The organism is Bacillus sp. FSL E2-8887 (genome assembly GCF_038007205.1).
In the GTDB taxonomy this organism is placed as follows: domain Bacteria; phylum Bacillota; class Bacilli; order Bacillales; family Bacillaceae_G; genus Bacillus_A; species Bacillus_A mycoides.
The window spans coordinates 571,437-585,851 of record NZ_JBBOWS010000001.1; the positions used below are offsets into that span (position 1 = coordinate 571,437).

At 35.9% G+C, this 14,415-nt stretch carries 18 protein-coding genes; 15 read left to right on the forward strand and 3 right to left on the reverse strand.

Annotation, left to right across the window (positions count from 1 at the left end; genetic code table 11):
* Nucleotides 1-13: 13 nt before the first annotated feature.
* The 8 genes from NSQ08_RS02715 (at nt 14) to NSQ08_RS02750 (ending at nt 6,946) form a co-directional block, all read left to right on the forward strand.
* Nucleotides 14-877, forward strand: a complete 864-nt coding sequence (locus NSQ08_RS02715) for a MurR/RpiR family transcriptional regulator (protein ID WP_340771218.1) — start codon at nt 14-16, stop codon at nt 875-877.
* 155 nt (nt 878-1,032) lie between these two features.
* Nucleotides 1,033-1,917 (forward strand): N-acetylmuramic acid 6-phosphate etherase, encoded by an 885-nt coding sequence (gene murQ / locus NSQ08_RS02720; RefSeq protein ID WP_340771221.1) that lies wholly within the window; start codon nt 1,033-1,035, stop codon nt 1,915-1,917.
* 23 nt (nt 1,918-1,940) lie between these two features.
* A complete protein-coding gene (locus NSQ08_RS02725) occupies nt 1,941-3,305 on the forward strand; it encodes a PTS transporter subunit EIIC (protein WP_340771223.1) in 1,365 nt (454 codons plus the stop codon).
* Nucleotides 3,306-3,356: 51 nt separating this feature from the next.
* Complete coding sequence (locus NSQ08_RS02730; protein WP_340771228.1) at nt 3,357-4,430, forward strand: DUF871 domain-containing protein; 1,074 nt, start codon at nt 3,357-3,359, stop codon at nt 4,428-4,430.
* Between the two features lie 153 nt (nt 4,431-4,583).
* Entirely contained in the window at nt 4,584-4,988 is a 405-nt protein-coding gene (locus tag NSQ08_RS02735; protein WP_001077751.1) for a DoxX family protein, read from the forward strand.
* Nucleotides 4,989-5,170: 182 nt separating this feature from the next.
* On the forward strand, nt 5,171-5,971 hold the full coding sequence (locus NSQ08_RS02740) for an MBL fold metallo-hydrolase (RefSeq protein ID WP_044444647.1): 801 nt from the start codon (nt 5,171-5,173) through the stop codon (nt 5,969-5,971).
* The gene (locus NSQ08_RS02745; RefSeq protein ID WP_002029969.1) at nt 5,971-6,375 is read left to right on the forward strand and encodes a nuclear transport factor 2 family protein; all 405 of its coding nucleotides are present in this window, start codon (nt 5,971-5,973) and stop codon (nt 6,373-6,375) included. The genes NSQ08_RS02740 and NSQ08_RS02745 overlap by 1 nt, the downstream gene beginning before the upstream one ends.
* 88 nt (nt 6,376-6,463) lie before the next feature.
* Nucleotides 6,464-6,946 carry a PRK06770 family protein gene (locus NSQ08_RS02750; protein WP_088035222.1) on the forward strand — a complete coding sequence of 161 codons (483 nt, stop codon included), beginning with the start codon at nt 6,464-6,466 and terminating at the stop codon, nt 6,944-6,946.
* Nucleotides 6,947-6,979: 33 nt separating this feature from the next.
* Here the strand turns inward: NSQ08_RS02750 and NSQ08_RS02755 are convergent, their stop codons facing one another.
* On the reverse strand, nt 6,980-7,891 hold the full coding sequence (locus NSQ08_RS02755; protein ID WP_340771246.1) for a DMT family transporter: 912 nt from the start codon (nt 7,889-7,891) through the stop codon (nt 6,980-6,982).
* A gap of 205 nt (nt 7,892-8,096) precedes the next feature.
* Between NSQ08_RS02755 and NSQ08_RS02760 the strand changes: the two genes are divergently transcribed.
* Nucleotides 8,097-8,591, forward strand: a complete 495-nt coding sequence (locus NSQ08_RS02760) for an Lrp/AsnC family transcriptional regulator (protein ID WP_002188423.1) — start codon at nt 8,097-8,099, stop codon at nt 8,589-8,591.
* Nucleotides 8,592-8,881: 290 nt separating this feature from the next.
* Nucleotides 8,882-9,337 (forward strand): N-acetyltransferase, encoded by a 456-nt coding sequence (locus NSQ08_RS02765; RefSeq protein WP_340771250.1) that lies wholly within the window; start codon nt 8,882-8,884, stop codon nt 9,335-9,337.
* A gap of 78 nt (nt 9,338-9,415) precedes the next feature.
* Here NSQ08_RS02765 and NSQ08_RS02770 read toward each other — a convergent pair whose 3' ends face one another.
* A complete protein-coding gene (locus NSQ08_RS02770) occupies nt 9,416-10,186 on the reverse strand; it encodes an SDR family NAD(P)-dependent oxidoreductase (RefSeq protein WP_002188426.1) in 771 nt (256 codons plus the stop codon).
* A 140-nt stretch (nt 10,187-10,326) separates the two neighbouring features.
* On the opposite strand from NSQ08_RS02770, the gene NSQ08_RS02775 reads away from it, so the two are divergent.
* The 5 genes from NSQ08_RS02775 to NSQ08_RS02795 all read left to right on the forward strand — a co-directional run bounded on the left by NSQ08_RS02775 (nt 10,327) and on the right by NSQ08_RS02795 (nt 13,984).
* The gene (locus NSQ08_RS02775) at nt 10,327-10,686 is read left to right on the forward strand and encodes a MerR family transcriptional regulator (protein ID WP_002188427.1); all 360 of its coding nucleotides are present in this window, start codon (nt 10,327-10,329) and stop codon (nt 10,684-10,686) included.
* 494 nt (nt 10,687-11,180) lie between these two features.
* Nucleotides 11,181-11,537, forward strand: coding sequence for a DMT family transporter (locus tag NSQ08_RS02780; protein WP_016094709.1), 357 nt, complete (start codon nt 11,181-11,183; stop codon nt 11,535-11,537).
* A 2-nt stretch (nt 11,538-11,539) separates the two neighbouring features.
* A complete protein-coding gene (locus NSQ08_RS02785; RefSeq protein WP_097809534.1) occupies nt 11,540-11,854 on the forward strand; it encodes a DMT family transporter in 315 nt (104 codons plus the stop codon).
* A 138-nt stretch (nt 11,855-11,992) separates the two neighbouring features.
* Nucleotides 11,993-12,571 carry a TetR family transcriptional regulator gene (locus NSQ08_RS02790; RefSeq protein ID WP_340771263.1) on the forward strand — a complete coding sequence of 193 codons (579 nt, stop codon included), beginning with the start codon at nt 11,993-11,995 and terminating at the stop codon, nt 12,569-12,571.
* Between the two features lie 210 nt (nt 12,572-12,781).
* A complete protein-coding gene (locus NSQ08_RS02795) occupies nt 12,782-13,984 on the forward strand; it encodes an MFS transporter (protein WP_002125479.1) in 1,203 nt (400 codons plus the stop codon).
* 53 nt (nt 13,985-14,037) lie between these two features.
* On the opposite strand, the gene NSQ08_RS02800 is transcribed toward NSQ08_RS02795, so the two are convergent.
* Nucleotides 14,038-14,376: a winged helix-turn-helix transcriptional regulator gene (locus NSQ08_RS02800; protein ID WP_002166316.1), complete on the reverse strand. Its 339-nt coding sequence runs from the start codon at nt 14,374-14,376 to the stop codon at nt 14,038-14,040.
* Nucleotides 14,377-14,415: the final 39 nt, after the last annotated feature.

Below are 14,415 nucleotides of genomic sequence, written 5' to 3' on the forward strand. Positions count from 1 at the left end.
TGGAGGTTAAATAGTGAAAGCTTCAACATTACTATTTAAAATTGAAAGTAATATGGATCAATTTTCACCAGCTGAAAAGAAGGTTGCCATGTACATAATGGAGAATGCTGAGATTGTTCCGAATTTAACGACGAAAGAAGTGTCAACGAATGCAGGTGCAAGTGAGGCGAGTGTTGTTCGCTTTTGTAAATCGATTGGAATCGGAAGCTTTAAAGCATTTAAGATAGCGCTCGTTCGTGAATTAACGATTGCTGATTATAATATTAATGATTTTTCAGTGATGAATACGGAAGATGGACCGTACGATTTGTTTAATAAAGTTACATATGTGAATAAAGCTGCAATTGAGGCGAGCGTTACTGCGATAAATAAAAAGGAACTTGAGAAAGCTGCAGATCGTATTGTAAATGCGGATAAAATTATATTTTACGGAGTAGGCGGATCGGCTACTCCGGCGATGGACGGGGCTTATAAATTTACAAGGCTTGGATTTACTGCAATGATGCTATCTGATTTTCATATGATGTTGCCACTCGTCACGAATTTAAAAGAGGGAGATATATTTGTTGCGATTTCAACTTCTGGTCGTACGAAAGATGTACTTGAAATGGCGCAATATGCGAAGAAGCGAGGGGCTACAGTTATTGCGATTACGAAGCTAGACCAATCATCTCCGTTATATAAAGCGGCAGACATTCGCCTTTGTATGCCAGATGTAGAGCAAGACCATCGCATTGCGAGTATTGCTTCGAGAATGACGCAACTGAATATGATTGATGCTTTATATGTGATTACTTTCAATCGAATTGGTAATAAAGTATTAGATCAATTTATGGAGACGAGAGAAGAAGCATTACGGTTACGGAAATTGAAGTAGAAGAAAAGATGGGGAGACTCATCTTTTTTATTATCTTTGACACAAATATGTCATGTTGTGAAATTTTATTTCATAAAATAAGAAAGAGTTATTGATTTTTAGTTTCTTAAAGTTATAATAAAAGTGTGAAATATAATTTCGAAGAGGGTGGCAATATGTTAGAGAATTTATCGACAGAACACCGTAATGAGAAAACGATGAATCTAGATGAGATGAGTATAAAAGAAGTTTTACAAAGTATGAATGAAGAAGATCGAACTGTTGCGTTAGCAGTTGAAAATGAAATAGAAGAAATTGAAAAGGTTGTACAAATTGTTACTAAGTCTTTTGAAGAAGAAGGCCGTTTAATTTATATTGGGGCTGGTACGAGTGGCCGTTTAGGCATTTTAGACGCAGTGGAATGTCCCCCGACATTTGGAACAGATGATAAAATGGTTCAAGGATTTATAGCAGGTGGATTGAAAGCGTTTACTAAGGCGGTGGAAGGTGCCGAAGATCGTGAAGAGTTAGCAAAAGAAGATTTAAAAAGTGTTGGATTAAACGAGAAAGATACGGTTATTGGAATTGCAGCAAGTGGTAGAACACCCTATGTAATTGGCGGATTGAAATATGCAAGTAGCGTGGGAGCAAGTACAGCTAGTATTTCCTGTAATAAAAATGCTGAAATAAGTAAATATGCAAAACTAAATGTGGAAGTGGAAACAGGCGCAGAAATATTAACAGGCTCAACACGGTTGAAGGCTGGCACAGCGCAAAAATTAGTACTCAATATGATTTCTACAGCGTCTATGATTGGTGTAGGGAAAGTATATAAAAACTTAATGGTAGATGTTCAATCTACAAATGAAAAATTGGTAGAACGCTCAAAACGAATTATTGTTGAAGCGACAGGCGCTAGTTATGAAGTAGCTACAGAGTGTTATGAGAAAGCAGATCGTAATGTGAAAGCTGCGATTGTTATGGTATTGCTACAGTGTGAGTATGGGGAAGCACTGGAGAAATTAAAAGAAGCGAAAGGATTTGTGAAGAAGGCACTATAACATATAGGGAGGGGGAATCTGTTATGAAGAAAGAAGTGAGAATGGCAAGTGAGATTACGGAGCAACTTGGGGGAGTAAAAAATATTCGTGGCATTGCTCATTGTATGACGAGACTGCGATTAACGCTTCATGATGAAAGTAAAGTGAATATGGACCTTTTGAAAAAGGTTGAAGGGGTTATGGGCGTTATTGAAGATGAGACGCTTCAAGTTGTTGTTGGACCAGGGACAGTAAATAAAGTAGCAGCTGAGATGGAAGGTTTAACGGGACTGCGAATTGGTGAGGTGGCAGATCACCACCTTGAAGATCTTGGGCAAGAGATGAAGTCAGAGATTAAGAAGAAAAATAATACACCAGTGAAAAACTTTTTAAGAAAAATAGGAAGTATTTTCATTCCGCTAATTCCGGGGCTTGTTGCGTCAGGAATTATAAATGGGGTTGCTAACTTTGCGAAAAACGCAGGTGCTGATCCGAATGCAACGTGGCTACAAATGCTACTACTTATTGGCGGCGGTATCTTTACATTCTTAGGAATTTTAGTCGGTTGGAATACAGCGAAAGAATTTGGCGGGACACCAGTTCTTGGGGCAATTGCAGGTATTTTAATTTTCAACCCAGCGATGGCGAACGTAAAATTATTTGGTGAAGCACTCGTACCTGGACGGGGCGGATTATTTGCAGTTATTTTTGCAGCATGGCTTATGGTTGTAGTTGAGAGACGAGTACGAAAAGCGGTGCCAAATGCAGTTGATATTATCGTAACACCACTCATTACTGTATTAGCTGTAAGTATAGTAACGATGTTAGCGATTCAGCCAGTAGCAGGCTTCTTATCTGATGGTATTACAAGCGGTATTAATGCAATTTTAAATGTTGGCGGAGCATTTGCTGGAGCTGTGCTTGCCGGAACATTTTTACCTCTCGTAATGGTCGGATTACATCACGGTTTAACACCGATTCATATGGAATTTATTAATCAAACGCACGTAACGCCTTTATTACCAGTACTCGCAATGGCTGGCGCTGGGCAAGTAGGAGCAGCAATTGCGATTTATGTGAAAACAAAAAATAAACGCCTTCGTAATGTGATTAAAGGTGGATTACCAGTAGGATTTTTAGGAATTGGCGAACCACTATTATACGGGGTTACATTGCCACTTGGGAAACCGTTTATTACTGCTTGTTTAGGAGCGGCTGTCGGTGGTGCATTCCAAGCTGTTATGAAAACGGCTTCACTCGGAATAGGTGTATCAGGATTATCATTAATTCCGTTAATTGCTGATAATAAATATTTATTATATTTCCTTGGATTAGTAGTGGCATATACGTTCGGATTCATCTTTACGTACTTCTTCGGCTTTAAAGAAGAAATGGCAGAAAACATATAGAGAAAGGGATTCCTTTCTCTTTTTTTTATATTAATAGAAGGAGAGATTCATATGATAGGAGTTTCAATTTATCTTTCAAAAGAGCGAGTAGAGAAACAAGAAGCATGGTTAAAACTAGCGAAAGAAAACGGATTTTCATCTATTTTTACATCTCTTCACATTCCAGAAGATGATCCGAATACGTATAAGGAGTTAATTCAAATACTTGGGAAACAAGCTCTCGAAAATGAAATGGAATTAATGGTTGATGTCTCTCCAAAATCGTTAAACCATTTAGGGATGACGTATGAAAATGTGGAAGAGTTATTAGACTTTGGCATTACTGGTTTACGAATGGATTACGGTATTACGCCAAAAGAAATCGCACGTGTATCTCATAAGATGAAGGTAGCTTTAAATGCGAGTACGATTACAGAATCATTTTGGAAAGAGTTACTTGCGGAAAATATACGAGTAGATCGAGTAGAAGCGTGGCATAATTTTTATCCGCGTCCAGAAACAGGATTAGCAAAGTCGTTTTTGCAAAAACAAAATAAGTATTTACATGAGTGCGGAATAAAAACGATGGCGTTTATTCCGGGAGATGGTGAAAAACGCGGTCCGTTATATGAGGGTTTACCAACTTTAGAAAAGCACCGCTATATGCGGCCACTTGAAGCGTATTTAGAACTTGTTCAAGAGTGTGACATTGATAAAGTGTTAATTGGAGACATAAGTGGGAGCCTAGAAAGTGTACAAGAAATCTCGAGTGCGAGTGGTGGGATTATTCCAGTGCGATATGAGTCATTTATAAATGCAAGTGAAGTATTAAAAGTGGTAGAGCAAGTGCATATAAATAGGTTAGATCCGGCTCGTGACGTAATTCGCTCTGTAGAATCAAGAGAAGAAAATAAAGTTGCATTACAACCGATGAATACAATTTCAAGAAAACGAGGCAGTATTACAATTGATAATGAATTGTACGGTAGATATGGTGGGGAGATGCAAGTTGTTGTAAATGATTTACCTGTAGATGAGAAAGTGAATGTTGTCGGAATGGTTGTGGAAGAGGACGTACCGTTATTGCCTTATATTGGTGCTGGAAAAAAGTTTCAACTTTTTCTGTGTGATAGAGTAAAAGCTTGAATTAGCGCTATTTTATAAAAGACATTATTCGTAAAACGGATAATGTCTTTTGTTTTCTTTAAAAAAAGCATTTGACGAATGAAAAGAAATACCGTATTGTTTTGTCTTGTGAATAAATGTTCACCATAACAAAACAAAGAAGGAGAGTTCAAAATGAATCAATATATTGGGAATTTAATTATTCGTATCGTGTTAGGAGTGACATTCTTTGCACACGGTTTAGCGAAGTTTCAATCAGGTATCGATAACGTAGCAGGGTGGTTTACAAGCATCGGCTTACCAGGTGGTCTTGCATATGGCGTAGCAACAGTTGAATTAGTTGGTGGTATATTATTGATTATCGGTTTAGGCGTGAGGTATGTAGGATTATTATTCGCTCTTATTTTGGCTGGAGCTATCGTAAAGGTAAATGGAGCAGCAGGCTTATTAGGAGATGGAAAGAATCCGGGATATGAATTAGATCTTGCATTATTATCAATGGGTGCGTATTTATTCGTTGTAAAAGCAGAAGGATATGTAGATCGTTTCTTAAAAGAGAAAGTAATGAAAACGAAGTAAATTTTATTTTTTTAGTGTTGACTTGACGACTTGGTGTAACTATAATGATTACATCAAGTCGATTAGTAATAAAATGATTCGTATATTTTTTTATTCTAGTTGTAACTAACTTAGTTACAACTAGAATAAAGCTTAAAGAATAAAGGAATATAAAAGAGTAAATAAAAAGTGGAGGAAATAACATGTCAAAATTACATTTAGAGGTTTTTACAGGATCTGAGCAAGCATTTCAAGTTACATCCACAATTGTATACGGAGAAAAAGATGCAATTCTTATCGATGCACAATTTTTATTAAGTGATGCGCACCGTTTAGCAGCTCAAATTATTGAAACAGGAAAGAATTTAACTCATATTTATGTGACTCATTTCCATCCAGATCACTATTTTGGATTAAATGTATTACATGAAGCATTTCCAGAAGCGAAGATTGTTGCGTTACGGAATACTGTTGAAGATATTCGTAATACATTTGAGAAGAAAGTGGAACAGTGGAAACCATCTATTGGGCATAATGTTCCTCATCAACCAATTGTTCCAGATGAATTAACAGAAGAGAAATTGATTTTAGAGGGAAATGATTTAATCATTAAAGGTGGTTTGCAAGGTGATACACCGAATAATAGTTATGTATGGATTCCATCATTAAAAGCCGTTGTTACAGGCGATATCGTTTATAACAATACTTTCGTATGGACGTTAGAAACAGATGCTGAAGCTCGTCATAAATGGTTAGAAACATTAAGTGAACTTGAAAATCTTCATCCTGAAATTGTTGTAGCGGGTCATCGTGATTATGACGTACCAAATACAGCAGACGCGATTAAACATACTCGTAAATATTTAGTTGCATTTGATGAAGTTCTTGCAGGAAATCCTTCAAGTGAAGAAATTCAAACGGCAATAAAGGAGCGGTTCCCGCACGTTAAAGCGTTAGAAATTGGACTTGTTTTAGCGGCAAACGCGTTTGGGGTGAAAAAATAATGAAGCAAAAAACAAATTTAGAAATTATTCAAAGCACGTATGAAGGATCAGCTTCTTCGAATGCAAAACATTTAGCAGAAGCATTTTCTGAAAAAGTGGAATGGACAGAGGCAGAAGGTTTTCCGTACGGCGGAACGTATATAGGTGCAGAAGCTATAATGGAAAATGTATTTAGTCGTTTAGGATCAGAATGGGATGATTATAAAGCGAGTGTAAAGACGTACCATGAAGTAAACGGAAAAGATGTGATTATTGCTGAAGGTGTTTACTCAGGGGTTTATAAAGAGACGGGAAAATCATTTGAGGCGGAATTTGTTCATGTATGGCAGCTTAAAAATGGAAAAATCGTGAAATTTAAGCAATATGTGGACAGTTACATTGTACGAGAAGCGATGAAGGCTTAAAATGAAATAAGGAAACAAATGGAATCGACTATGTGCAGGCGATTCCATTTGTTTATGTAATTATTAGGGGGAATGGGGAGTACATAATATGAAAAAATGGATAATAGGGACAATTACAATGATTGTAATTGCGGTAGGAGCTGTATTCGGTGTTACTAAACTTCTTAATTATATAGAGGAGGAGGAGAAGAGTCTTAAAACACAAAAAGTGATGAGCCAACGGGACAAGAAAGTTGCGGAAGAGAAGCCACAATTTAGTGAGGATGAAATTATTTCTACAATGCATAGGATGGTACATCAAAAAGTGAAATCATCTGATAAATGGGGATTTATCGAAATGACAAATAAGGAAATTCGTAGTGCGAAGAACGCAGTAGAAAGCAGTACAAATTTTAAATATAAAGCAAAGCTACTTTCTACTTTGGAGCGTTGGGAGAAAGGAGACTTTTCACAAACGGTTGAGGATCATAACTTTTTGTGGGAAATTCAAGGTGGTGATACCGGAAAGGCAACAGAACGTTTATCGCCAGAAGAAGAAAAGCAGTATGTGAAAGAAATGAAAGGTAAATAAAAACATCGCCACTCTGGTGGCGATGCTTTTTCATTAAGAATGCTTTCGTACTAAAGCTCTAGTCGTCTGAGGAGAAACAGTTTTAAAATGAGAGAATAAATAGCACCCTGTAACGACGATAATTGTCCCGAAAATTTGAATCCATGTTAATTCTTCTCCAAGGAAAAGGAATGCTAAAATAGCTGTGAAAATTGGATTGAAATTTAGAAAAATCCCCGATGTAGTAGCGCCTAATTTCTGTACACCAATATTCCAAAACACCATACAAAGTACTGTTGAAATGAGTCCTGTATATAAAAGTGATGTTATGAAGGAAGAGTTGATATTGGAAACAGTGAAGCTACCTATGTTAAATGGAAGCAATAAAATGACACCAAAAATGCCAGAATATAATGTAGCCATTAGGGGTGTAACTGTTTTTGTCGCCCATTTACTACAAACAGAATAAATGCCCCAAATACAAACTGCTGCAATCATCCATAAATCCCCGCTATTAAAATGTAGTGAAAATAAAAGAGCAAAATTTCCTTTTAAAAGGACGAGCATAACCCCGAAAAATGAAAGAATCATAGAAAGAATTTGAAGTGTATTTACTTTTTCTTTTAGAAATAGCACAGAAAATAATGCAATTGAAATAGCGTTCAATGTAGAAATAAGACCTACATTCGTTGCGGATGTTTTTTCTAGTGCTAAAAATTGAAAAATGTTGAAAAGGGCGACGCCTGTAATTCCCATAATTACTAACGGGATTATAGCAGCACGCGGTGGAATAATTTTCTTCTCTTTAAACCATACGAGTGGTAATAAACAAACAATCGCAATCATCCATCTTAAACTTGTCAGTGTCATCGGAGACGCATGATCGACAAGTGATTTCCCAACGACAAAATTTCCTCCCCATAATAAGCTTGTTAATAATAGTAAAAAGACGTAAAAATAAGGCATACTAAAAACCCCTTTGTTGAAATAAGAATGAACTGTAAATAATTTTAGCATTTTTCTTTATTATCTAATATATTCTTTTGTATAATGGTAAAAACTCGATAAAATGTTTCGTTAGAAATCTTATTTACAGAAAAACATTCAGTTTTATATAAGTTATGAGATGTTTCTTCGAATAATCGTCGGTAAGAAAAAAGGGGGAATTTTGATGGAGTCATCTGTTATTAAAGTGCTTGATGATTTGGATGTGAAAATTTTAGATATATTGCAGAAAGAATCACAAGTAAGTAATGCAGAGCTTGCACGCCGTGTTAATTTATCTCCAGCTGCGATGCATGCACGAATAAAAAGGTTAGATGGGGAAGGTTTTATTGATAAGCAAGTAGCAATTTTAAATCAAGAAAAGCTTGGATTTGATTTATTATGTTTCATTTTTATGAGTACGAATATTCATCAGTATGAAAAGCTGGAAGTGTTAGAACGAGAATTAGAATCTATGCCTGAAGTGTTAGAATGTCACTGTTTAACAGGAGAGTATGATTATTTATTAAAAGTTGCGAATCGTGATCGTAAAGAACTGGAGCAGTTTATTAGAAAGTTGAACAAGCTTGGTATTACACGGATACAGACGAGTTTAGCACTTCGTGAAATTAAATATTCGACGGTATTGCCGATACGAAATGAGGAACCGAGCATCGATTAAGTTGCTTGGTTTTTTGTTTGTGTAAAGTGAAACTTTAATCAGTGGGGGTTTTGTTCATCCACCACTGATTATTAGCCTTCACCAATCGGGCGTTTAGGGGCAGTTGATCTCCCACCTACCTTCTTTGCTTCAGCCGAATTTTGAGGTGGGAGTCTTACTGCCCGTTAATGCGGGATAAAATTCAGAAAAGTGATTGACGGAGAGAAAAGAGAGATGTATTATTATATGAAATTATGAATTAAAATTCATATAATGTTATAAATATTAACACTGGGGCAAGGGGATATAATATGAAAATCTTTAATGCGGTTACAAGTGATGTGAAAGAAATTTATAATCTCATTGAAATGTATGCAAAAGAAGGAGTTGTTTTGCCGCGTTCTCTTTTGTCTCTCTATCAATATTTACAATGTTTATATGTTATGAAAGAAGGAGAGGAAGTCGTTGGAGTTGCTGGTTTACATGTGTTAGGAGAGGACCTTGCAGAAGTACGATCGTTAGTAGTTTCGCATACATATGCAGGAAAAGGGATAGGGCGTATGCTCGTGAGTCATGTGATGGAGGAAGCGACGAAAATAAATGTAAAAAGAGTGATTTCTTTAACGTATGAAAGAGTATTTTTTCAAAAGTGTGGATTTGATTTTGTAAATAAAGAATTGCTGCCAGAGAAAGTATGGGTTGATTGTAGACATTGTCCAAAAGTCAATTATTGTGATGAGGTGGCGATGATACGGTATGTTGGATGAAATTTTTAGAGAGAAAAAAGGCCCACTATTATTTAAGAAATAGTGGGTATCTATATTTTAATACAAAATGAGATGGTATTAGGAATTTGAATTCGTTTTTCTCACGGCAAAATTATAAAGTGGATCTCTAAGTTCATAGTTATACGTAGAACCATCGACAAGCCCTACAACTTTATCGCTATCATAAAGGTCGAGCATAAATTGTGCCATTTGTTTTGCAGTGTGGAATTTCGGTACAACATTATCGTATTGGAACTCATCAATATCAAATGAACGTTTTGCGAATTCTGTTTCAGTTGCAGCAGGAGCTAAAACTTTTGCTTGTAGTTTTGCACCTTGTTCTTTCAGTTCGTGAGATAGTCCTTCTGTAAATGCACTTACATAAAATTTCGTAGCGCAATACGTAACAGCATCAGCAACAATCGTGTATCCACCGCCTGATGAAACGTTAATAAGCTGTGTTCCTGCGGTCATTGAATAATCTCGAACGAAAAGGGAAGATAGTATTGTTAGTGCTTCTATATTTACATGCAACATCGTTTCTATCTTGTTTAAATTTTGTTCAGCAATTGAGGCGAAATTACCAAAACCTGCGTTGTTAATCCACGTTTCAATTTGAAAACTTTGTAGACTTTCATAAAATTTATAAACTTCTTCAGTGACTGATAAATCAGTTCTTCGAATGACAACATCCAATTCCGGATGCATTTCGTTAATTTTCAATTTTAATTCTTCTAATTCTGCTTGTCTTCGAGCTACAAGTATTAAGTTTTTTCCGCGAGATGCAAAGGCTAAAGCGGATTCATAGCCAATTCCTGAACTAGCACCAGTAATAACAGTATATTTCATATAAAAGCCTCCTAAATTCAAATTAATTTATCATGGTTAGATTGTATTTGTTAGAGTATACTCTAAGTCAAATGTTTTTTATAATTTGGATAAGGCAGTAAAATATATGAGAGTAAATGGCGTGCGGAGGGAGAATGGTTATGTACACAATTAGCGAGGTAGCTAAATTATTAGGAGTGAGCACACATACATTACGTTATTATGAAAAGGAGAACATATTAATTGCAAATCGCGATGCAAATGGGAATAGATTGTATGAAGAGTCACATATAAAGTGGTTGCAGTTTGTAATGAAATTAAAACAAACACAAATGCCGATAGCGAAAATAAGAGAATATGCTAGATTATATTTAGAAGGGGAGCATACAACCGAAGCTCGTTTACAGCTCTTAGAAGATCATAGGAAATCTATTCAGATTCAAAGAGAAAATTTAGAAGTTACAGAGAAGATGCTCGAAAATAAAATTATTGCATACAAAGACTCGTTGAAAAGTAAATAGCGTACAAAATATTTCGTTCTTTGTTGCATGTTGAAAAGGGAGTACAGGTTTTTGTTTTGGAATTTATCTATGAGTATTTTATTATAATGTGCCGATAAATTAAAAAAGAGCAGTTAGCTAAAAGCAACTGCTCGATTCAAAGGGATCTCCAAGGGGGGGAATGGAGAAAATATTATGTTACTACCATTATTGACAGATTATTAAGAAATATTCATGTGGATTTAAGAAATTTAAAATATTTTTTGGTTAATAGAATCCGGGTGTTGACACTTTATCAATTGGTCATGTAGAATGTTTATGAATGACATTCAGTCATTTTTTTCTGTGAAAGGGTGTAGATAAGCAACTTTTATATGTAGTTAGCTTAATAACGGAACAAATATAAGGATAAATGAGGATGATATTGGTTTTTTAAATAGTAGTTAGAGTGAGATTATATTTTTTAAATTAAAAATGACTGACGGTCAGTCAGTGAATAATAGAAGGTGAGAGATATGAAAAATAAAGCTTGGTTATATGTCATATTAACATGTATTTTTGAAGTCTTTTGGGTGTTTGGTTTTAATACAGCTCATACTTGGTGGCATTGGGTCATTATTGTAGGAGTTATCGCTGTTGATTTTTACTTCCTATCGAAAGCGTGCGAACATCTTGCAACAGGGACTGTATATGCTGTGTTTGCCGGAGCTGGTACGGTAGGTACTTTCCTAATGGATGTATTCCTTTTCGGCGGCAGTTTCAGTGTAGGAAAACTATTCTTTATCGTGATGGTTGTAGCGGGCGTTATCGGTTTAAAATTGGCTGATAATAAAGAAGAAACCGCGGAAGAAATTGTGAAAGGAGCTGCTTAAAAATGGGTTGGTTTTTCGTATTTTGTGCTGCAATTAGTGAAATAGTCGGTGTGATAGGCCTTAAAATGTATAGTAAAGATAAGACGTTAACAAATGGAGCGATTTATATAGGTGGATTTGCAACTTCCTTTGCATTCTTATACACATCTTTCTTGTTCTTACAAGTAAGTGTAGCTTATGCGGTTTGGATTGGCATTGGAACAGCAGGAGCTGTTTTATTAAATATGTTTCTGTTTGGTGAATCGAAAAGTAAGGCACGTTTGATTAGTGTAGCTCTTATCGTATGTGGAGTTACGGGATTAAAGGCTCTTTCATAAGAAAAGGATATTAAAGTTAAATCTCCTAACGATTTGTTGGGAGATTTTTATTATGAAAAGTGCACGATGATTGACAGTACAGCTAGTTATTTTATAAAATGAGTGACAGTCATTCAATACGCGTGTGAAAGGGTTTAGATGATGAATAAAAAAGAAAAAATTGTCTATGCAGCTATTGAAGTGTTTCAGGAAAAGGGCGTTGAAAAAACGAAGATTTCTGATATCGTGAAATTGGCTGGCATTGCACAAGGAACTTTCTATTTATATTTTCCTTCTAAGTTATCTGTTATGCCTGCAATAGCAGAAGTGATGGTTGAGAAGATGATACTTGCAGTGAAAGAAAAAGTACAGAACGATTCACCTTTTTCAAGTAAAGTTGAGCAAGTAATAGATGCAGTATTTACCTTTATAGCTGAATATCGTGAACTACAAGCATTAATGTATGCGGGCCTTGCATCAACTGAACATATAAAAGAATGGGAAGCTGTGTATGAGCCTCTTTATATATGGCTAAGTGACTTTTTAAGTGAGGCAAAAGAATCAGGTGAAATTCGTGATTCGGTTCACGCAGAGCGAACAGCGAAGTTATTTATCGCTCTTGTTGAATCAGCAGCGGAACAAGTTTATTTATATGATCATAAAGATGATGAGCAAGTCGAGCTACAAAAGGCAGAAGTACTAGATTTTTTAACACATGCACTACATATAAAGAAGTAGTAAGATGAACCTGTCTGAAAAGGTAGGTTCATTTCTGCGGGAAACTGAATGATAGTCATTCACCCTGTGTTTATGTATGTGTGGAAGGATAGAGTGAAATTCTAATGAGTGGGGACATCTTTACTCAGTATGAGCCCACAAATAGCAGGATAAAGAAAAAGCTTCTTGGGCATTATTTTTGAGAGGAACTACGGGAAGAGGTGTTAAAAATTGAAGAAACCGATAAAAGAACAAAAGATGGTATTGATCATTCTTTTGAGTAATATATTTATCGCTTTTTTAGGGATTGGATTAATCATTCCGGTTATGCCGTCCTTTATGAATGATATGAATTTAACAGGAAAGACGATGGGTTATCTCGTTGCAGTGTTTGCAATGGCGCAGCTTATTACTTCACCTATTACGGGTCGTTGGGTCGACATTTACGGTAGGAAGAAAATGATAATCATTGGATTATTTATTTTTGGTGTTTCAGAGCTTCTTTTTGGATTAGGTACAGATGTGTGGATGCTTTATGCAGCGAGGGTGTTAGGCGGAATTAGTGCCGCGTTTATTATGCCGGGTGTTACGGCATATGTTGCTGATATTACTTCTATTCAAGAACGTCCAAAGGCGATGGGCTATCTTTCAGCCGCTATTAGTACCGGATTTATTATAGGGCCTGGAATTGGAGGGTTTATTGCAGAATACGGTATACGTGTGCCGTTCTTTGTGGCAGCAGTGATTGCCTTTGTTGCATGCGTGATTTCTATATTTATTTTGAAAGAGCCGTTAACGAAAGAAGAACTTGCAGAGATTTCTGCTAATACGAAAGAATCCAGCTTTATCGGAGATTTAAAGAAATCATTAAATCCAATGTATGCAATCGCATTTATTATTGTATTTGTACTCGCATTTGGATTATCAGCATATGAAACTGTGTTTAGCCTGTTCTCTGATCATAAGTTTGGTTTCACACCGAAAGATATTGCTGCAATTATTACGATTAGCTCCATCTTTGGGGTAGTTGTGCAAGTATTTATGTTTGGCAAATTGGTTGACATGTTCGGTGAGAAAGTATTAATTCAAATATGTTTAATTGTAGGTGCAGTATTAGCATTCGTCTCAACTGTAGTCTTTAATTATTGGATTGTACTTCTCGTTACTTGCTTTATTTTCCTAGCATTTGATTTGCTTCGTCCAGCTTTAACGACGTTTTTATCAAAAGCAGCTGGAAAAGAGCAAGGATTCGTTGCTGGTATGAACTCAACGTATACGAGTTTAGGAAATATCGCAGGACCAGCGATGGGCGGAATATTATTTGATATAAACATTAATTATCCATATGCATTTTCAGGTGTTGTTTTAATCGTTGGTCTCGGCATTACATTTATGTGGAGAGAGAAACAGCTAGCTCAAAGTTTTGCGAAGTAATGTAGTGAATAACGAAAAGCCTCTTACTATTTTTATGGTAAGGGGCTTTTCGTTTATAAACTTAATCCAAACCGCTTTAATTCAATAAATATCCCCTCTAATTGCTTTCCTTTATCCGTTAACGTGTACTCTACGCGAGGTGGAACTTCTGGATATACTTTTCTCGTTATAATCCCTTGTGCTTCCAATTCTTTTAGGCGAAGTGATAATGTTTTCGGACTAATCCCGTCCATTGATTTTTGTAAATCGCTAAATCTTAATGTTCCTTCGATAAGAAGATCGCGAATGATTAAAAACGTCCATTTTGTACTAATTACGTCAAGAGTTTTAGCGATAGGACAAGGTATACCAGGTAAACCTTTCGTTAATACAACTGGATCTATATTGCTCATGGAAATAGCCTCCATAAAAATTTTTTTAATGAATTTGCC